Source organism: Arthrobacter sp. B10-11 (genome assembly GCF_033142195.1).
Taxonomy (GTDB): domain Bacteria; phylum Actinomycetota; class Actinomycetes; order Actinomycetales; family Micrococcaceae; genus Arthrobacter; species Arthrobacter oryzae_C.
On record NZ_JAWMTH010000003.1, the window covers coordinates 326,377 to 345,803 of the forward strand.

Genomic DNA, 19,427 nt, shown 5'->3' on the forward strand with positions numbered 1-19,427 from the left:
CCCGGCCCGTTCGCTGCCGCGGCGTGCGTTGTCTAGGCTAATCAAATGAGGTGGCAAAAAGATATCCTGGGGGACGATTTCGAAGCCTGCTCCTACCAGGCCACGGGCGACGACGGCGTGGAACGCACGGCTACCCTGGTGCGCCACGTGCCCAAGAACGAAGCGGTCGGGACCGCCCGGTCCGAACAACGGCCGCTCCCCCGCCGGGCCGTCCTGTTCCTCCACGGCTGGAGCGATTACTTCTTCAATGTGGAACTGGCGCGATTCTGGACGGACAAGGGCTTTGAGTTTTTTGCCCTGGACATGCACAACCACGGGCGGAGCCTGCGGCCTGATACCCATGGCGGCTACGTGGCCGACCTTGACGACTACGACGCCGAAATCAGCAAGGCGATCGGGATCATCGGATCGCTGTGGCCGGAGCGGGCCGGCAAGCCGCCGCTGACCCTGATGGGGCACTCGACCGGCGGCCTCATCGCCGCGCTGTGGGTCAGCCGTCATCCTGGCGGTGCTGCCCAGCTGGTCCTTAACAGCCCGTGGCTGGAAATGCACGGAAGTTCACTGGTAAGGCGCGCTGCCAGGTCGATGGTGGGCCCCCTGGCGAAGTACCGGCCGGAGGCTGTGCTGCGGCTGCCGGAGCGCGGTTTCTACTGGCGGAGCATCAGCAGCGAGGCTGAGGGTGAGTGGACGTTGGACAACAAATACCGGCCTCCGCTGGCTTTTCCCGTCCGGGCGGCCTGGCTCAGCGCCGTCCTGGCCGGGCATTCGCGGGTGGCCCGCGGACTGCGGATAGACATTCCCATCCTGGTCCTTCTGTCCGGAGCCAGCGAAAACGGCATGTTCTGGACCGAAGCAATGCGGAGAACCGACGCCGTACTGGACGTGAACACCATTGCGATCAGGGCAATGGCCCTGGGCCGGACGGTGACCCTGGAGCGGATTGACGGCGCGCTTCACGACGTCTTCCTGTCTCCGGCCCATGTCCGGGCGGACGCCTACGCCCGGCTAAACCGCTGGATCCGCGGATACGTCCTCGACGAAGGCGGCCAGGAGTGAAAGCGGCGCCGCCGGTCGCGGCGCCGTGGCAGCCCGACCAACTCGGAGCAGGCTTCGAATCGCTGGAACTGCCCCTGCCCGACGACGACGAAGGCGCGGTATGCGCCACGCTGGTGAGGTACGTGCCCGCCGCGCCGGCGGGTCCGCCGGGCTTTCTTTCGGCGCTGCGGAACGGCGGCTTCCGGCCGTTTGCCTGGCCCGCGGATTCGCCTGCCCGCATCAGTTCCGGGCGTCCCGGTGCCGTCCTCTACCTGCACGGCTGGGCGGACTACTTCCTGCAGTGCGAACTTGCTGAATACGTCGGTGCCCACGGACTGCACTTCTATGCGCTGGACCTGCGGAAGTTCGGCCGCAGCCTTCGAAGTTGGCAGACGCCGGGCTACACCACGGACCTGGCTGTCTATGACGAGGACATCGCCGCCGCCATGGAGGTGATCAGGACGGATGTGGCGGCGCGCTCGGGACTGGCCGGGGAACCATCCGTCCACCTGCTGGCGCATTCACTGGGCGGACTGATCGGTGCGTTGTGGGCGGACCGCCATCCGGGCGCCCTGGGGAGTCTCGTCCTGAACGCGCCCTGGCTGGAGCTCCAGGGCAGCAGCCTGATCCGGAACATTGCCATGCATCTGGTGGAGCCAATCGCGCGGACGGATCCGCGGCGGCCATTCCGTTTTCCGGAAATGCCCGGCTACTGGGAGAGCGTCAGCGACCAGGCCCATGGCGAGTGGTTCCTGGACCCTCAGTGGCGCCCGACGGCGTCGTTCCCCATCCGTGCGGGCTGGACCCGCGCGGTCCTGGCCGGACATGCAGCCGTGGAACGGCGCCTGGACATCGCGGCACCGGTTCTGGTGATGCTGTCGGACCGGACCAGAATCCAGGCCGAATGGTCTGAGGAGCTGATGTTCGCAGACGCCGTGATCGATGTGGAACAGACAGCACGCCGTGCCCTTGGCCTGGGACGCCGGACTGCCGTTTTCCGCTATCCGGGCGCCATCCACGACGTCTTCCTTTCACGCCGCGGTGTGCGCCAGGAGGCGTACCGTGACCTGGTCGCCTGGCTGCATTCGCATCCGGGCTAGTGGCATGTCAGGCCTGTGGGGCGGCGGCATCCACGGCGCCGCCGTAGCGGCGGTCCCGCCGGGCATAGACCTCGACGGCGTCCCAGAGGGTCCGGCGGTCGACGTCGGGCCAGAGCGTGTCCATGAACACGAATTCCGCGTAGGCCGATTGCCAGAGCATGAAGTTGGAGAGCCGCTGTTCGCCGGAGCTCCGGAGGAAGAGGTCGACGTCGGGAAGGTCCGGTTCGTCGAGGTACTTCTGGATGGTCCGTTCGGTGATCGCGCCGGGCTTGAGTTTGCCGGCCGCGACATCTTCGGCGATGGCCGAGACCGCGTCCGCGATTTCGGCACGGCCACCGTAATTAACACACATGGTCAACGTGCAGGTGCTGTTGCCCCGGGTGTAATCTTCCGCTTCTTCCAGTTCCCGGATCACGGAGCCCCATAGCCGGGGCCGGCGCCCTGACCAGCGGATGCGCACACCCCATTCGTCCAGCTGGTTCCGCTGGCGGCGTAGCACATCCTTGTTAAAACCCATCAGGAAGCGGACTTCCTCCGGGGAACGCCGCCAGTTCTCGGTGGAGAAGGCGTAGACCGTGACGTACTTGATGCCCAGCTCAATGGCACCGGCAACGACGTCCAGCAGCGCGGGCTCGCCAGCCTTGTGGCCTTCGATCCGGGGCAGTCCGCGCTGATTGGCCCAGCGGCCGTTGCCGTCCATGACGATCGCCACATGCTGCGGGATGAACTCTGCTGGGATCGACGGCGGCACGGCCCCGGAACTGTGCGGATACGGCGCCGTCACCGGTGTGGTCCGCTGCCGGACGGGTGTTTTCTTCGTTCCAAGGGCCACTGTCAGTTACGCTCCACATGTTTGAGAGATTTCAGCACACGTTCAAGATGCCATTGCAGATAGCTGGCCACCAAACCGGCAGCCTCCCGCCGGTGGACCGCCACGGAGGCATCCGCTGTGGTCCAGTCCCCCGTCAGCAGTGCTCCGAGGAGGAATACTGTTTCGGCCGCGGGCGCGGGCGATCCCGGGGGACGGCAGTTGGCGCACACCATGCCGCCCAGCGGCGCTGAAAAAGCGGTGTGCGGACCCGGCGCACCGCAGCGGGCACATACCGTGAAGCTGGGTGCCCATCCGCCGGTAGCCAGTGCGCGCAGAAGATACGAGTCGAGGATAAGTTCGGGGGTGTGTTCCCCCCGGCTCAATGAGGCAAGTGCTCCGACCAGGAGGTTGTACTGCGCTGTTCCGGCCTCGCCGTCCACGTCCGTGAGCTTTTCGGCCGTCTCGGTCATGGCCGCCGCAACAGTGTAGCGGCCGTAGTCCGCCGCGATGTTCCCGCCGTAGGCGCCCTTAGCCACGGCCTGGGTGACAATGTCCAGCGTCCGGCCGGAAATCAACTGCAGGTCGGCCACCATGAAGGGCTCCAGCCGGGCACCGAAGCGGCTGCTCGTCCGACGTACTCCTTTAGCCACCGCACGGACCTGGCCGTGGTGTTTCGTCAGGAGCGTGATGATACGGTCCGCTTCGCCCAGCTTATGGGTACGCAGCACCACGGCGTCATCACGGTAGGCACGCGCAGAAAAGGAGGATTGTTGGGCCACAGTTAATCTTCGCACTGACCTTCTGGAAAACGCGGACGCTGCGCCCCCGGACCGGTCCGGGGGCGCAGCGTCTCAGCGGATCGAATGATGATCCTAGGCCTGTGCGTCCCGTACCGCGCGGTTGACGGCCGAGATGACGGCCTTCAGCGAGGAGGTGGTGGTGTTGGAGTCAATTCCGACGCCCCACAGCACCCGCTCGCCGACAGCGCACTCAACGTACGCGGCGGCGCGGGCATTGCCACCCTCCGAGAGGGCGTGCTCGCTGTAGTCGAGGACCCGGACGTCCACGCCGTCCTGGCCCAGGATCGACAGCAGCGCCGCAATCGGGCCGTTTCCGGACCCGGTACGGCGGACCTGGACGCCGTCAACGGTGACCGTCGCGTGCAAGGTCATGGCGCCGTCGTCGTCCGTTTCCGTGCTGAACGAACCCAGCGAATAGCGGCCCCACTGGCCGTCCTCCTTGCTGGAGGGCAGGTATTCGTCCTGGAAGAGCTGCCACAGCTGGGCGCCGCTGACTTCGCCGCCCATCGTGTCCGTCTGCTTCTGGATCACGCCGGAGAATTCGATCTGCGCACGGCGCGGCAGGTCCAGGCTGTGCTCGTTCTTCAGCAGGTACGCCACGCCGCCCTTGCCGGACTGCGAGTTGACCCGGATGACGGCTTCGTAGCTGCGGCCCAGGTCTTTGGGGTCGACCGGCAGGTACGGGACCTGCCACGTGTAGTCAGCGACGTCCTTGCCGGCAGCCGCTGCGTCTTTTTCGAGCGCTTCGAAGCCCTTTTTGATGGCGTCCTGGTGCGAGCCGGAGAACGCCGTGAAGACCAGGTCGCCGCCATAGGGTGAACGCTCTGCGACCGGCAACTGGTTGCAGTACTCCACCGTGCGCCGGACGTCGTCGATATCCGAGAAATCGATCATGGGGTCGATGCCCTGGACGAACATGTTCAGCCCCAGGGTGACCAGGTCCACGTTGCCGGTCCGCTCGCCGTTTCCGAACAGGCAGCCCTCGATCCGGTCTGCGCCGGCGAGGTAACCCAGCTCCGCGGCGGCAACACCGGTGCCGCGGTCGTTGTGCGGGTGCAGCGAGAGGATGATGCCCTCGCGGGGGTGCAGGTGGCGGCTCATCCACTCGATGGAATCGGCATAGACGTTGGGCGTGGCCATTTCCACCGTGGCCGGCAGGTTGATGATGACCTGGCTGTCAGCCGAGGCCTCGAAGACATCGGCCACGGCATTGCACACGCGCACGGCGTATTCGAGTTCCGTGCCGGTGAAGGACTCCGGGGAGTATTCGTAGGTGATGTGCGTGTCCGCCAGCGTTTCCTCGTATTTCTTGCACAGGCGTGCACCCTGCAGCGCAATGTCCAGGATGCCGTCTTCGTCCTGGTTGAACACCACGCGGCGCTGCAGAACGGACGTCGAGTTGTAGAGGTGGACGATTGCCTGCTTGGCGCCGACCAGCGATTCGTAGGTCCGCTCGATCAGGTGTTCACGGGCCTGCGTCAGCACCTGGATGGTGACGTCGTCCGGAATGTGGTTGCCTTCAATGAGCTGGCGGACGAAGTCGAAGTCAGTCTGCGAGGCGGACGGAAAGCCGACCTCGATTTCCTTGTAGCCCATGCGGACCAGCAGGTCGAACATCTTCATCTTGCGCGCCGGGCTCATGGGGTCGATCAGGGCCTGGTTGCCGTCCCTGAGGTCCACGGCGCACCAGCGCGGGGCCTTGGTGATGACCTTGTCCGGCCAGGTCCGGTCCGGCAGCTCAACTTTGATCTGGTCCTGGAACGGCAGGTAGCGGTGGACGGGCATTCCGGAGGGCTTCTGTGCGTTTCGCATTACTATCGGGGCCTTTTCTGTGGTTCCTGAGTGAAAGGTGGCCGGGCAACACAAACTCCGCGACGAGGATTGGCCTTGCGCTAGATCGCGTCTGAGGCCTCGCCGCGGCAGCTAAGAAGAAGGAGTTCTGCGCGCACCATTTCACAGTAACACGGGTGCGTAAGATGAAGGAGCAACACCTCCAGCAACGTCCACTATGCAGACGCTGCCACCGGTGCCAGCGCCGGGGCAGCCTTCACCTGAAGGAGCACTTGTGCCAAACTCGGGGATCGACCTGTCCAACATCGACCACTCCGTGCGGCCGCAGGATGACCTGTACCAGCACATCAACGGCGCGTGGCTCAAGAGCACGACCATCCCGGACGACCGGCCCCTCGAAGGCACATTCACAGCCTTGCGGGACGGCTCCGAGCTGGCGGTCAGGGAAATCATCGAAGAAGCCGCCGCCCGCGGCGCCGACGCCACGGGCATCGAACAAAAGGTCGGGGACCTCTACCGCAGCTTCATGGACGAAGCCGCCGTCGAAGCCAAAGGCATGGATCCCATCCGGGATCGGCTTGCCGGGGTCTATGCTACGAAGTCCGCCACGGAAGTGATCGAACTGGCCGGACGGCTCTTCCGTTCCGACGTGTCCGGGCTCTTTTATATCTACCCTGCCCCCGACGCTGGAAACCCGGACCGGATTCTGCTGTACACCGGCCAGGGCGGGCTCGGCCTGCCTGACGAATCCTATTACCGCGAAGAGAAGTTCGCACCCATGGTCACGGCATACCGGGACCACGTGGGGACAATGCTCGGCCTCGCAGGGAACACGGATCCCGAAGGCGCGGCCGAGCGCGTGGTGCGCTTGGAAACGGCCCTTGCCTCGCATCACTGGGACAACGTGACGCTACGGGATCCTCAGAAGACGTACAACCTGAAATCCGCCGCGGAGGCGCGCGAGCTGTTCCCACTGCTGTTTGTGTGGTTCGACGCCGCACAAATCGACCCGGACAAGCGCCAGGAGCTGGTGGTGAGCACGCCTGATTTCTTTGCCGGCGCTGCCGGCCTGCTCGATTCCGAGCCGGTGCAGGCCTGGCAGGACTGGCTGGCCATGCGTGTTGTCAGCTCAGCGGCCGCTTACCTCTCCGCCGAGTTCGTGGATGCGAACTTCGCGTTCTACGGCACCACCATCAGCGGAACGCCGCGCAACAAGGACCGCTGGAAGCGTGGCGTCGCCGTCGTTGAAGCATCATTGGGCGAGGCAGTCGGCCAGATCTACGTCGCCCGGCATTTTCCGGAGACCCACAAGGCCCGCATGCAGACCCTGGTGGCCAACCTCATCGAGGCCTACCGGCAAAGCATCACCGGGCTGGCGTGGATGAGCGAGGACACCAAGCTCGAAGCCCTTAAAAAGCTCGAAGCCTTCCGCGCCAAAATCGGCTACCCGGAGGAATGGATCGACTACTCCGCGGTGGAGATCGATCCCGCCGACCTCCTCGGAAACGTTGAACGGGCCCATAACGCCGACGTGGACCGGCACCTCGACGAGGTGGGCAAGCCGGTGGACAAGAACAAATGGCTCATGACACCGCAGACTGTCAACGCGTACTACCATCCGCTCCTGAACGAGATCGTGTTCCCGGCCGCCATCCTGCAGGCTCCGTTCTTCACAGCGGACGCCGACGACGCCGTCAACTACGGCGGCATCGGCGCCATCATCGGACACGAGGTGGGACACGGCTTTGATGACCAGGGCTCACAGTTCGACGGCGGCGGCGCCCTCCGCAACTGGTGGACGGAAGAGGACCGGACAGCTTTCGAAGCCCTGACGTCCAAGCTGGTGGCGCAGTTCGACGCCTTGTCACCCACTGCGGCGCCGGGCCACCACGTCAACGGCAAGCTGACCCTCGGCGAAAATATCGGCGATCTCGGCGGACTCACCATCGCCTACAAGGCCTACCTGATCAGCCTCGACGGTGCGGAACCACCCGTGCTTGACGGCATGACGGGACAGCAGCGGTTCTTCGCCTCCTGGGCGGCCGGCTGGCGCCAGGTGATCCGGGGCGAGGAAGCAATCCGTCGGCTCGCCACGGACCCGCACTCCCCCAACGAGTTCCGCACCAATGCCATCGCCAGGAACCTGGATGCCTTCCATGAAGCGTTCGGAGTGGCGGAGCAGGACGGCATGTGGATGCCTGTGGAGGACCGCGTCAGCATTTGGTGACCGAAGATCAAACGACGGACCCGCGGGGCCGGCCACAGTTTGTGGCCGGCCCCGCGGGTCTGTCGGTGGACGCAGGGACCGGACGCTGCACGCTCCCGGTAGGCGCCGCCGCTACTGGACGATCAACTCCGGGTTTGCCTGCTGGCAGACGGTGTCGCCGGCAGTCTGGTTGACAATGTCGGTCGGAAGCGGCGCCGCGCCCATCTTGGTTCCGGACATGAAGTCGGCGCCGAGGTAGACCTGCACGCCGCTGACGCCGGCCGCGGGAAGCACCTGCGTGGCCGGAATCTCAAGGAGTGCCGCGACGTCGGCCGCCACGTCCTCGAAGCCGGGTGCGTAGTACACCGCCGTCTTATCCACCGGCTGTGCCACCAGCGGGGCTACCTGGGTGAAGCCTCCGGCGACGATCGCCTCGGTGATTTCCTGGACCCGCTCGGGAACCCCCGTTCCGTTGGCGACCGTGACGGGCTGCAGCGACTTGTCGTAGCCCGGCGCTGTTTCGGTCGGCATCGATGGCGAAGGAGCGGGCGTCGACTCGCTCGGCTCCGGCGTGGGGCTGGGGGTGGCTGTCGGGTCCGTCAGGTCGACATCCTTGCGCAGCGCGGCGAACAGCTGCGATCCGGCCGGTTCGGCGACAGTGAGGCGGTTGGGATCGGACGGCGCCGGGGTGGTGGGCACGGCCACGAAAGCGACCTTGCTGATGTCGATGTTCTTCAGCCGGTTGCCGATGGTCAGGAGCGACGGCACCGAGGCCAGCCCGTCGTCCACCGTCAGGTTCTGGGTCACGACGTCGGCAATTTTCAGCATTTTCTGCGGATCGGAGAGGGTGCCGTCATCCTTGATTTTGCGGGTGAGGGAAGACAGGAACCCCTGCTGCGCCTTGATGCGGCCGAGGTCGCCGCCGTCCGCGAAGGCATGCCTGGTCCGCAGGTACGCCAGCGCCTGTTCACCCTGCACCTGCGAGTTCCCTGCCGGCAGGCGCAGGCGGGAGTCGGGATCGTAAACGGCGTCGCTGATGCAGACTTCCACGCCGCCCACGGCGTTGGAGAGTTCCTTCACCGCGTTGAAGTCAGCCATCATGAAGTGGTCGATTTCAAGGCCGGTAATTTTGTTCACCGTGTCCACGGCACAGCCGATGCCGGCCTGCTTCATGGCTTCGTTGATCATCACGCCGGTCTGTGCGGGGAAGACCTCGTCGGTCTTCTGGTCCGTGCATTCCGGAATGTCCACCAGCAGGTCGCGAGGAAAACTGATGACGCTGACCCGCTTGTTGTCAGCGGAGATGTCCATCATCATCATGACGTCCGACTGTCCGTAGCCGGTGGAATCCTCGGCAGTACCGTATTCGGAGTTCTTGCCGTCCCGGGTGTCGGAGCCCAGAATCAGGATCTGCATCCGGTCCTTGGAGTCGTTGACGGGATCCTCGGTGCGGCTGCTGCCGGCACCAAGGGGTGCCTTGCTGATGTTCATCTGCAAACGGATGACCCAGAAAGCGGCGAAAGCCAGACCGCCCACCAGGAGGAGGGCCACGACGGCGCTGATCACCTTGAACCAGGCGGGCTTTCCCCGCAGGGCGCCGAGGTGCCGGGCGGGGCCCATCGCTTTGTTGTCCGAATGCCGGGCGGCGGCGTCGGACGCTGGCGAACCAATGCCTTGTCCGGGAGTGTCTCGGCGTCGCACCACGTGGTGTTACCTTCCTCTATAAAACGGGGGTCGGTCCATTTTAGTGGTCCAGACTGGGAAAATGCCCGATGCGCGGGTCCGGCTAGAAACCGAGCTTGACCAGCTGCTTTGGATCCCGCTGCCAGTCCTTGGCCACCTTGACGTGCAGGTCCAGGTAGATCCGCGTTCCGAGCAGCGCTTCAATGCCCTTGCGCGCATTGGTGCCGACTTCCCTCAGACGGGCGCCGCCTTTACCGATGATGATGGCTTTCTGGGACGGGCGTTCGACATAAAGGTTAACCCGGACGTCGAGGAACGGGCTGTCCTCGGGGCGGCCCTCACGCGGAACGATCTCCTCAACCACCACGGCCAGGGAGTGCGGCAGCTCGTCGCGCACCCCTTCCAGGGCAGCCTCACGGATCAGCTCGGCCACCATGACGGCTTCGGGCTCGTCCGTCAGGTGCCCGTCCGGATAAAGCGGCTGCGACGGCGGCATGTGGCTGATCAGGACATCGGCCACTGTGTTCACCTGGAAGCCGTCCGTTGCCGACACCGGAACGATGTCCTTCCACCCGTCCTCGCCGAGGACTTCACGCCCCAGGGCGGCGACGGCAAGGAGCTGTTCTGTCAGTGCCTGCCGGTCAACGAGGTCGGCCTTCGTCACGATGGCGATGATGGGCTTCTTACCGACGGCGGCCAGCTGCGCGGCAATAAAGCGGTCACCCGGACCGATCTTTTCGTTGGCCGGCAGGCAGAAGCCGATGGCATCCACTTCGGAGAGCGTGTCCGCCACGAGGTCGTTGAGCCGTTTGCCGAGCAGCGTCCGCGGCCGGTGCAGGCCGGGAGTATCGACGAGGATCAGCTGGGCGTCATCCCGGTGGACAATGCCGCGGATGGTGTGGCGCGTGGTCTGCGGCTTGGCCGAGGTGATGGCCACCTTTTTGCCCACGAGGGCGTTCGTCAGTGTGGATTTGCCGGCGTTGGGCCTGCCCACGAGGATGGAAAATCCGGCACGGAAGCCGCCGAATGCTTCCCCGGCGTCCGCTTTATTCTGCTTGCTCACGTGGAACTCCCTGTTGCGTTGTTTCGGCCTCGTCGAGTAGGTCTTCAAGGTCAGTTTGTTCTGGAACAGCGCCCATTGCAACGGGCGCCGCGATGATGTGGCTGACCCTGTTGCGGCGGCCTTCCAGGCGCTCCGCGCGCAGCGAGATCCCGTCCACTTCGACAGTGCTGCCCACGATCGGCACCCTGCCGAGGGCCTTGGCCAGCAGGCCGCCCACGGTGTCCACTTCGTCGTCGTCGAGTTCAACATCAAAAAGCTCACCGAGGTCATCGATGCCCATCCGCGCACTCACGCGGTAGCTGCCGTCACCGAGTGCCACGGCCTCGGCGCTCTCGGTGTCGTATTCGTCCACGATTTCGCCGACGATTTCCTCGATCAGGTCTTCGAGGGTCACCAACCCGGCCGTCCCGCCGTACTCATCGATGACGATGGCCACATGCGTGGATTCCTTCTGCAGCTCGCGGAGCAGGTCACTGACCTGCTTGGACTCCGGAACGTAGCGGACTTCGCGGGCAAGGTCGTCCACGATGGGCGGTTCCTCGTCCGGGCCGAGGCTATGCAGGGCCGCAGCAACATCCTTGAGGTAGATGATGCCCACGATCTGGTCCGTGTTGTCCCGGATGACGGGAATCCGCGAATATCCTGACCGCAGGAACAGGGACATGGCGCGGTGAAGGCTGGAACCGGCGTCGATGCTGAGAATGTCCGTCCGGGGCACCATCACTGCCCGCACCAGGGTGTCACCGAAGTCGAACACGGACTGGATCAGTTCCGCCTCGTTGTCCTCGATCATGTCCGATTCGGTGGCGCGGTCAACCAGTTCGCGGAATTCCTCTTCGCTGAAGGAGGCCTCGTCGCCGCCACGCGCGCCGGGCGCAACGGCACTGCCCACAGCGACAAGCCAGCCCGGGACGGGCCCAAGAATCCAGCAGAGGAAGCGGATGATCGGCGCGGTGAACCGCACGACCCCGGCCGCATGGGCACGGCCCAGCTGCCGCGGTGATACTCCCACGATAACGAAGCCCACGAGGGCCATGATTCCGGTGGCGGCCAGCCCTGCCAGCCAGACACTGTCCAACAGGCTGTGCAGGAGGACCGCGACCGCCACGGCCGAGGCAGTTTCGAACCAGATCCGCCAGAACCTCAGCGAACGCATGTGCGCTACGGGCTGGTCAAGGATGCGCTTCAGGGCCTGGCCGTTGCTTCGAAGCACAGCTTCTTCGGCGTCGTGGCGTGGCAGGAAGTTGAATGCGGACTCGGCCGCGGTCAGCAGGGCGGCGAAACTGAGGAAGATCAGCGCCATGCCAACGAGGATCAGTGGGGTCACTGCATCGTCTCTGAGGGGGCGTCTTTACCGGTGAAACCCTCAAGCAGTTCGCGCTGCAGGCCGAACATCTCTTCCTTTTCCTCGGGATCGGCGTGGTCGTAGCCCAGGAGGTGCAGGATCCCGTGGGTGGTCAGCAGCAGCATCTCGTCCTGGGTGGAATGTCCGGCGTTCCGGGCCTGGACCTCCGCCACCTGCGGACAAACGGCGATATCGCCGAGCATGCCCTGGGGCGTCGGCTTGTCCGGAGTCCCCGGCGTCAGTTCGTCCATGGGAACGGAGAGCACGTCGGTGGCTCCCGGCTCATCCATCAGTTCGAGGTGGAGCTTTTCCATGGCCGGTTCGTCCACCAGGAGGATGGACAGCTCGGCCTGCGGGTGGATGTACAGGCGTTCGAACACAAACCGGGCCAGTGCAACCAGTTCGGCTTCGTCCACCCGGACGCCGGATTCATTGTTTACTTCGATGCTCATGCGTGCTCTCCCCGCTTTTCCCGGGGCACGGAATGCTTCACCCGGTTCCTCTGTGTTTCGTCCCAGATGCCGTACGCGTTGACAATGTCGCCCACCAGCCTGTGGCGGACCACGTCCGAGGCGTCCAGCACGCTGAAATTCACGTCGTCAATACCCTGCAGGATTTCCTCCACGATCCGGAGGCCGGAACGGGTGCCGAAGGGCAGGTCCACTTGGGTGACGTCCCCGGTGACCACCATTTTGGAGCCGAAGCCGAGCCGGGTCAGGAACATCTTCATCTGTTCGGGGGTGGTGTTCTGGGCCTCGTCGAGGATGATGAATGCATCGTTCAGGGTCCGGCCGCGCATGTAGGCCAGCGGAGCCACTTCGATGGTGCCCGCTGCCATCAGCCGGGGAATGGACTCCGGGTCCATCATGTCGTGCAGGGCATCATAAAGCGGACGCAGGTACGGATCGATCTTGTCGCTGAGCGTCCCCGGCAGGAAACCAAGCCGTTCACCGGCTTCCACAGCAGGCCGGGTGAGGATGATGCGGCTGACTTCCTTCTGCTGCAGGGCCTGGACAGCCTTGGCCATGGCCAAGAAAGTCTTGCCGGTGCCGGCCGGTCCGATTCCGAAGATCACAGTGTTGGCATCGATGGCGTCCACGTAGTTCTTTTGGTTCAGCGTCTTCGGCCGGATCGTCTTGCCACGGCTGGAAAGTATGTTGTACGTCAGCACCTCGACCGGGTTCGGGAGCGACTGGCTCCGGAGCAGGGCGGCGAGTTGCTGGAGGACCGCCGGCGTAATAACAGTCCCCCGGTCAACGAGCCCGCGCACTTCGTGGAGCAGCCGCATAATCCTGGGGACGTCCGCGGCGGGACCGCTGATGGCCAGTTCGTTGCCGCGGACATGGAAGTCCACGGCCGGGAACTGTTCCTCGATAAAGCGCAGGGCCTCATCGTGGCTGCCAAGGGACTGAACCATCTGTTCGGAGTTGTCGAAGATGACCACCTCCGTCCGGACACCGGGAAGACTATGGGGAAATTCACCTGTGGTGCGCTCTCCGGCGCTGAACCGGGGCCTTCCGTTTGTTGCTTCAGTCATGGTGCCGGCCTGCGGGCCTCTGGTCCCCTCCAGTTAGGAAATGTGTCTCCCCGGCCGGTCAGTTCGCCGTTGCCGCCTTAGCGCCAGGCGCCGTGCTCGGCCGAGTCCTTCCATCTTACGCCAGTGCGCCCTGCAGGGGCCGCGGAGCGTGAGAGGCAGTCGACCGGACGCAAACCATATTCGTTGCAGGTTCCCGTCATTAGGTATCAACTTTGTATCGGCCTCATATCGTTCCCGTTGCAGTTCGGCAGAGCCCGGCCAAACACCGCTGGGCGCCGGGGACTCTATGCCATGCTGGAATCCGCCGGTATTGCACCGGCAGGGAAGACTTCACCGAGACATTTACAGGGACAGGGCGGGGACCCGGAACACCATGGAGATCAGCAATCCACGACGCCGGAAGGCAGCAGGAGGCAGGCGGACCCGGTCCGTGGTTCTCCTGTTTGTGCTGCCCGCGGCCATGGTGCTCTCCGCCTGTGTGGCCACCCCCCAGCCGTCCGCAAGTACCGCAGCCGGCAGCACTCCCCAGGCGGTGACCGGATCCGCCACTGCCGGGGTTCCCAGCACCAGTGCACCTCTGGAAACCACCCAGGCTTCCAACAAGGCCCCCGTGTACTGGATCGGCCGCAGCAACGAGAACGTCTTTCTGTACCGCGAGTTCCGGGACGTCCCCGAGCAGGAAAACCCGGTGACCCGGGCATTGCGCGCCATGATGTCCGACAAGCCGCTGGACCCGGACTTCTTCACCCCGTGGCAGGACCCGAAAAAACTGGCCACTTCGATCTCGGGCAAGAACGTGATTACGGTGGACGTCTCACCGGATGCCTTCAACAGCAACCTCGACGAAGACATGGCCAAGCGCGCCATCCAGCAACTGGTCTACACGGCAACGGCCGCCGGTGCGAGCTCCGGGCTGGTGGACGCCGGCCAGCAGATCCAGGTGGTGATCCTGGTGGACGGCCACACTGACTACCTCGCCTTCAACCACGTCAGGCTGGGCACTCCCACTCCCCGCGCAGCGGGCATGGTGGCCCCCGTATGGATCATCGATCCGCAGGAAGGCGTGGGCGTTGCCGACGGCAGCGTCAAGATCAGCGGACGGAGCACGCTTCCCGGGGCGAAACTTCGGTGGAAGATCCTTAAACTTGTCGGCAGCAGCGACAAGACCGCGTATTTGGGCGGCGAGGTGACGGCGTCGGCGGAACAGAACCAGTCAGGGCTGTTCTCGCTGAACGTCAACCTGGCGCCCGGAAACTATGAGGTCCGCGTTTCACAGATCGACCCGGGGGCTCCCGACCGTGAGATGAACGTGGACACCCGCAGCTTCAAGGTCGAATAGCGGCTGAGTAGCGATTAAGCTGCCGGCGGTCCGCTGCCGGCAGCCTTACTACCAGCGGCCCAGGATATCGCTGGCCAGCACTGTCGCCGCAGGACCTGCCGTAGAAGACCTGAGCACGTGGTGCCCCAGCAGGGCCGTTACGGCGCCGGCGCCGCAGAGCCTGGTGACTTCCCGCGGACTGATGCCGCCCTCGGGACCCACGATGAGGAGTATTTCGCGGGGCCCCGGGGCCGGGATCCCGCCGTCGCCCTCGCGCCATGACTCCAGGACCCTCCGGAGCGGGCGGACGGCATCCTCGTGGAGGATGATCGCCAGGTCCGCCGCGGAAACCGCTGCCTGCAACCCGGAACCGTCGACGGCGGCACGCACCTCGGGGATCCACGCCCGCCGCGCCTGTTTTGCCGCCGCAGTCACCACGGACTGCCATTTGGCGTGCGCCTTGGCTGCGCGCTCCCCTTTCCACCGGACGATGGAGCGTTCCGACTGCCACGGGATAATGGCGTCGATCCCCAGCTCGGTGGCGGTTTCAGCGGCGAGTTCGTCGCGGTCCCCTTTTGCCAGCGCCTGGACCAGGACCAGGCGGAGATCCGGGCGCTCCTCCGATTCGAGGACGGAACATTCCACCGTCAGTTCGCCGTGGCCGACGGCCGCGACAGTACCGGTGAGCCTTTTGCCGGCACCGTCCGCTATGTCAACGGACTCCCCCACGGTGATCCGCTTGACGGTGACCGCATGACGGGCCTCGGCACCCTGCAGGACAAAGTGCGAACCGGGCCCCTGGTCGTCCAGGGCGCCCGGGTTCGCGAAAAAGACCGGATTGCTCACCGCTACAGGTTACCGAGACGGTCCCGCAGCTTGGCGAAGACCCCGCCGCTGGCGGAGAGTTTTCCTTCGGTGTACTGCTCGCCCCGCAGTTTGGCGAGCTGCCGGAGCAGGTCTTCCTGCGCGGCGTCAAGCTTGGCGGGGGTTTCGACCTGCAGGTGGACTTTCAGGTCGCCGCGGCCGTAGCCACGGAGGTGCGTGACTCCGAGCCCGCGCAGGGTGATCACCTCACCGGACTGGGTGCCTGCCTTGACGTCGATCTCCTGCTGGCCGTCAAAGGTGTCCAGGCTGAGCTCGGTGCCCAGGGCCGCGGCTGTCATCGGGATGTGCAGGGTCGCGTGGAGGTCGTCGCCGTCGCGGACGTAGGTGGCGTCATTGTTGACCCGGATCTCCACGTACAGGTCGCCGGAGGGGCCGCCGGCAGGTCCGGCTTCGCCCTGGCCGCCAAGCTGGATCCGCGTTCCGGTGGCTACGCCGGCGGGGACCTTGACCGTCAGGGAACGGCGGCTGCGGATGCGGCCCTGTCCGTTGCACTCGTTGCAGGGATCCTTGATGACGGTCCCGAAGCCTTCGCAGGAGCCGCAGGGCGCGGCAGTCATGACCTGGCCCAGGATGGAGCGGACGGCCCGCTGGACCTGGCCGCTGCCGCCGCAGATGTCGCAGCGCACGGGGTGGCTGCCGGGCTGGCAGCAGGAGCCCTCACAGGTGGGGCACGTGACGGCAGTGTCCACTTCCAGCTTCTTGTTGACCCCAAAAACGGCGTCGCGGAGGTCGATGCGGACGCTGATGAGGGCGTCCTGCCCGCGGCGGACCCGCGATGCCGGGCCGGCCGAGCCGCCCGCACCGAAGAAGGTGTCGAAGATGTCCTGGAAGGCAAAGCCCTGCCCCGAGTAGCCGGCGCCGCCGAAACCGTTGTCGGTGCCGTTCTCGTTACCGGTGGTGTCATAGACACGGCGCTTCTGCGGATCGGACAGCACTTCATAGGCGTGCGTGACGGCCTTGAAGCGGTCCGAGGCATCCTCACCGGGGTTCACGTCCGGGTGCAAGGTGCGCGCAAGCTTTCGGTAGGCCTTCTTGATCTCTTCGCCCGTCGCTTCGGGCGAGACTCCAAGAACGTCGTAGTGGCTGCTCAAAGTTCGTATCTCTTCCTGGTTGTACTGCCTGTAATGCCTTGGGTGTCTATGATGCTGCTGCCGTCCCCCGGAAGCCGGGGCACGGAGGCCCGGGTGGCTGATGTATTACCGTTTACGGCCCGAGGATCCTGGAAAGGTAGCGTGCCACGGCACGAACCGCGGCCATGGTGGTGGGATAGTCCATCCGGGTGGGGCCCAGCACGCCCACCTTGGCACTGGAACCGGGGCCGTAGCCCGTGGCCACCACCGAGGCTTCCGCGAGGCCGTCGTACGGGTTCTCCCGGCCGATACTGACCGTGACGCCGCGCGGGTCCTGCGCCATCTCGCTCAGGAGGCGGAGCATCACCACCTGCTCCTCGAGGGCTTCGAGGACCGGGCCGATGCTGAGCGGGAAATCAACGTTGGACCGCGCGAGGTTGGCGGTACCGGCCATGACCATCCGCTCCTCGCGGGTGCTGCTGGCAAGGGCGTCCAGGCCGCGGGCCAGCCCTTGGGCTGCGTGCCGGCGGGAGGGTTCGCAGCCGGCGACGACGGCGGGAAGCGCCTGCGGGAGCAGGCTCAGAGGCGTCCCGGCCAGGCTTTTCAGGAACCGTGTCCTGAGTCCTGCGAGGGCCTCGTCGCTGAGTTCCTGTCCGACGTCGATAACCCGCTGCTCGACTTTTCCTGTGTCCGCAATGAGAACGGCAAGGACCTGGCGCGGGGCCAGCAGCACGAATTCGATGTGCCGCACCATGGCCCGGCTAAGGTGCGGATATTGCACCACGGCCACCTGGTTGGTCAGCTGCGACAGCAGCCGCACCGTGCGCTCCAGGACGTCGTCCAGGTCCTCCGACCCTTCCAGCAGCGTTTGGATGGCGCGGCGCTCAGCCGGCGACAGCGGCTTGACGGCAGAGATCTGGTCGACGAACAGCCGGTAGCCCTTGTCGGTGGGGATCCGGCCTGCGCTGGTGTGCGGCGCCGTGATCAGGCCCTCGTCTTCCAGCGCTGCCATGTCATTGCGGATGGTGGCGCTGGAAACCCCGAGGTGGTGCCTCTCCACCAGCGCCTTGGAGCCCACAGGTTCGCGGGAATGGACGTAGTCCTCCACGATGGCGCGCAATACTTCAAGCTTGCGTGGTTCGCTCATTCTCCACCTCCGATCGGCTTTGCCGGGCTGCGGCCCCGGTGCGGGGACCAGCGCATCTGCCCGGGCGACAGTTAGCACTCGTCATGTCTAAGTGCTAACCAGTCTAATATGAGTCGCCCCGTTGTTAGCATTGGTACCGCTCCGGGCGAAACTCCGGCGCGGAACAGGACGTGCACGCCGCATAGCCGCAGCCGGCCTGTTCGCTTCCCTTCTTTCACTTTTTCTAGCGCAAGGTTGTGTCTAACGGATGTCGTACCAGAACTGGGGCCCGCAGGACATCACGGTTCCCCGGAAATCGGAGCTTCCCGAAGTGCCGGTGGAGCGGGGCATGGTGCTGGAGGACGTCCAGTCCGGCTGGGTGGGGGCCGTCACCAGGGTGGAAAAGTCCGGCGGCATGCATGTGGTGGCCCTGGAGGACCGGCGCGGCAAGTCACGCACCTTCCGGCTTGGCTACGGCTTCCTCCTGGAAGGCCTGCCGATCCGGCTGATGCCACCGGCGCCCCGGGCGCAGTCAGCTTCCGCGGCAGCCGGCAGGACGGCGTCGGGTTCGGTGCGGGTGGCCGGCCAGCGTGCGCAGGTGGCCAAAGCCAGCCGCATCTGGGTGGAAGGCAAGCACGACGCCGAACTCGTGGAAAAAGTCTGGGGTGACGACCTCCGCGTGGAGGGCATCGTCGTCGAGCCTTTGCACGGCATTGACGACCTCGCTGCGGCAGTGGCCGCGTTCCGGCCCGGCCCCGGCCGGCGGCTGGGAGTGCTCGTGGACCACCTGGTTGCCAATTCCAAGGAATCACGGATCGCTGAGGCCGTGATGGCCTCCCCCGGTGCCGCCGGTAACGTGCTGATTGTGGGCCACCCGTACGTGGACGTGTGGCAGGCCATCCGGCCGGCCGTCCTCGGCATAGACGCGTGGCCGGTCGTCCCGAGGGGCGTGGACTGGAAGACCGGAATCCTGACGGCCTTCGGCTGGCCGCACGAGACCAAGGAGGACATCGGCCTCGGCTGGCAGAAGCTACTGGGTGCAGTCCGCAGCTACGCGGACCTGGAACCGTCGCTGCTGGGCAGGGTGGAAGAGGTCATCGACTTCCTGACGGTCCCTTAGGGGCAACTTGCACTCCTGACCCAGTATTCTTGATACGGCGGTTGTTGCTTTTCTTGCAGCGTCCGCTTTTCCGGGAACCACCGCACCACTGCAATCCGAAGGACGACACCGTGGCAGAAGACGCACGCGAACAACGGGACAACCAGGCCGGCCATGGCCAGCCCCAGTATCATGGTGTCCCCGCCAATGCCCTGCCGCTGACGGCCAACGAAGACCGGCAATGGGCAACCCTCGCCCACTTCGGCGGCATCCTAGGGTGCGTCCCGTCGCTGTTGATCTACCTTATTTTCAAGGACCGCGGCCCGTTCACGGCGCAGGAATCCAAGGAAGCCCTGAACTTCACCCTGCCGCCCACGATCGCCGCTGTCATCTGCAACGTCCTGGTGATGCTGCCTGTGGTGGGCAATATCTTCGCGGTGCTGGCCACACTGATCTGGATCGCCGTGACGTGCTTCTCGGTGGCAGCCGGGATCCACGTAAACCGCGGACAGCCGCACCGCTATGACTACAACCTGCGCTGGATCATGTAACCAGCCG

17 protein-coding genes are annotated in these 19,427 nt (G+C 65.2%); 6 read left to right on the plus strand and 11 right to left on the minus strand.

All coding sequences use genetic code 11. The features are described 5' to 3' along the window. Positions 1-45 precede the first annotated feature (45 nt). Together RW112_RS11445 and RW112_RS11450 are read left to right on the plus strand one after the other, a co-directional pair. Entirely contained in the window at positions 46-1,056 is a 1,011-nt protein-coding gene (locus RW112_RS11445) for an alpha/beta hydrolase (protein ID WP_317781863.1), read from the plus strand. Continuing rightward, positions 1,053-2,135, plus strand: a complete 1,083-nt coding sequence (locus tag RW112_RS11450) for an alpha/beta hydrolase (protein ID WP_317781864.1) — start codon at positions 1,053-1,055, stop codon at positions 2,133-2,135. Before RW112_RS11445 ends, RW112_RS11450 begins: the two co-directional genes overlap by 4 nt. A 7-nt stretch (positions 2,136-2,142) precedes the next feature. Here RW112_RS11450 and RW112_RS11455 read toward each other — a convergent pair whose 3' ends face one another. The 3 genes from RW112_RS11455 to leuA form a co-directional block, all read right to left on the minus strand. Beyond that, positions 2,143-2,967 (minus strand): isoprenyl transferase, encoded by an 825-nt coding sequence (locus tag RW112_RS11455; protein WP_317781865.1) that lies wholly within the window; start codon positions 2,965-2,967, stop codon positions 2,143-2,145. Positions 2,968-2,969: 2 nt separating this feature from the next. Further along, positions 2,970-3,725, minus strand: a complete 756-nt coding sequence (recO, locus tag RW112_RS11460) for a DNA repair protein RecO (protein WP_317781866.1) — start codon at positions 3,723-3,725, stop codon at positions 2,970-2,972. 93 nt (positions 3,726-3,818) lie between these two features. Then, positions 3,819-5,558, minus strand: a complete 1,740-nt coding sequence (gene leuA / locus RW112_RS11465) for a 2-isopropylmalate synthase (protein WP_305941146.1) — start codon at positions 5,556-5,558, stop codon at positions 3,819-3,821. A 253-nt stretch (positions 5,559-5,811) separates the two neighbouring features. Here leuA and RW112_RS11470 point away from each other — a divergent pair, with 253 nt between their 5' ends. After that, positions 5,812-7,764: a M13 family metallopeptidase gene (locus RW112_RS11470; RefSeq protein ID WP_317781867.1), complete on the plus strand. Its 1,953-nt coding sequence runs from the start codon at positions 5,812-5,814 to the stop codon at positions 7,762-7,764. Between the two features lie 111 nt (positions 7,765-7,875). Here RW112_RS11470 and RW112_RS11475 read toward each other — a convergent pair whose 3' ends face one another. The 5 genes from RW112_RS11475 to RW112_RS11495 form a co-directional block, all read right to left on the minus strand. Then, positions 7,876-9,447: an LCP family protein gene (locus RW112_RS11475; RefSeq protein WP_317781869.1), complete on the minus strand. Its 1,572-nt coding sequence runs from the start codon at positions 9,445-9,447 to the stop codon at positions 7,876-7,878. 82 nt (positions 9,448-9,529) lie between these two features. Next, positions 9,530-10,489 carry a GTPase Era gene (gene era, locus RW112_RS11480; protein ID WP_317781870.1) on the minus strand — a complete coding sequence of 320 codons (960 nt, stop codon included), beginning with the start codon at positions 10,487-10,489 and terminating at the stop codon, positions 9,530-9,532. Further along, positions 10,473-11,816, minus strand: coding sequence for a hemolysin family protein (locus RW112_RS11485; protein WP_317781871.1), 1,344 nt, complete (start codon positions 11,814-11,816; stop codon positions 10,473-10,475). The genes era and RW112_RS11485 overlap by 17 nt, the downstream gene beginning before the upstream one ends. Continuing rightward, positions 11,813-12,286 carry an rRNA maturation RNase YbeY gene (gene ybeY / locus RW112_RS11490; protein WP_305941151.1) on the minus strand — a complete coding sequence of 158 codons (474 nt, stop codon included), beginning with the start codon at positions 12,284-12,286 and terminating at the stop codon, positions 11,813-11,815. Before ybeY ends, RW112_RS11485 begins: the two co-directional genes overlap by 4 nt. Then, positions 12,283-13,371 carry a PhoH family protein gene (locus RW112_RS11495; protein WP_305941152.1) on the minus strand — a complete coding sequence of 363 codons (1,089 nt, stop codon included), beginning with the start codon at positions 13,369-13,371 and terminating at the stop codon, positions 12,283-12,285. Before RW112_RS11495 ends, ybeY begins: the two co-directional genes overlap by 4 nt. 373 nt (positions 13,372-13,744) lie before the next feature. Here RW112_RS11495 and RW112_RS11500 point away from each other — a divergent pair, with 373 nt between their 5' ends. Then, the gene (locus RW112_RS11500) at positions 13,745-14,710 is read left to right on the plus strand and encodes a GerMN domain-containing protein (protein ID WP_317781873.1); all 966 of its coding nucleotides are present in this window, start codon (positions 13,745-13,747) and stop codon (positions 14,708-14,710) included. Positions 14,711-14,758: 48 nt separating this feature from the next. Here RW112_RS11500 and RW112_RS11505 read toward each other — a convergent pair whose 3' ends face one another. From RW112_RS11505 to hrcA, 3 genes are all read right to left on the minus strand, one after another. Beyond that, a complete protein-coding gene (locus tag RW112_RS11505) occupies positions 14,759-15,535 on the minus strand; it encodes a 16S rRNA (uracil(1498)-N(3))-methyltransferase (RefSeq protein WP_317781874.1) in 777 nt (258 codons plus the stop codon). 2 nt (positions 15,536-15,537) lie between these two features. Continuing rightward, positions 15,538-16,665 carry a molecular chaperone DnaJ gene (gene dnaJ / locus RW112_RS11510; RefSeq protein WP_305941155.1) on the minus strand — a complete coding sequence of 376 codons (1,128 nt, stop codon included), beginning with the start codon at positions 16,663-16,665 and terminating at the stop codon, positions 15,538-15,540. Positions 16,666-16,777: 112 nt separating this feature from the next. Further along, entirely contained in the window at positions 16,778-17,791 is a 1,014-nt protein-coding gene (gene hrcA, locus RW112_RS11515) for a heat-inducible transcriptional repressor HrcA (protein WP_317781875.1), read from the minus strand. A gap of 247 nt (positions 17,792-18,038) precedes the next feature. Between hrcA and RW112_RS11520 the strand changes: the two genes are divergently transcribed. Together RW112_RS11520 and RW112_RS11525 are read left to right on the plus strand one after the other, a co-directional pair. After that, positions 18,039-18,890, plus strand: coding sequence for a DUF3097 domain-containing protein (locus RW112_RS11520; RefSeq protein WP_317781876.1), 852 nt, complete (start codon positions 18,039-18,041; stop codon positions 18,888-18,890). A gap of 110 nt (positions 18,891-19,000) precedes the next feature. After that, positions 19,001-19,420, plus strand: coding sequence for a DUF4870 domain-containing protein (locus RW112_RS11525; protein ID WP_317781877.1), 420 nt, complete (start codon positions 19,001-19,003; stop codon positions 19,418-19,420). The last annotated feature ends 7 nt before the right edge of the window (positions 19,421-19,427 follow it).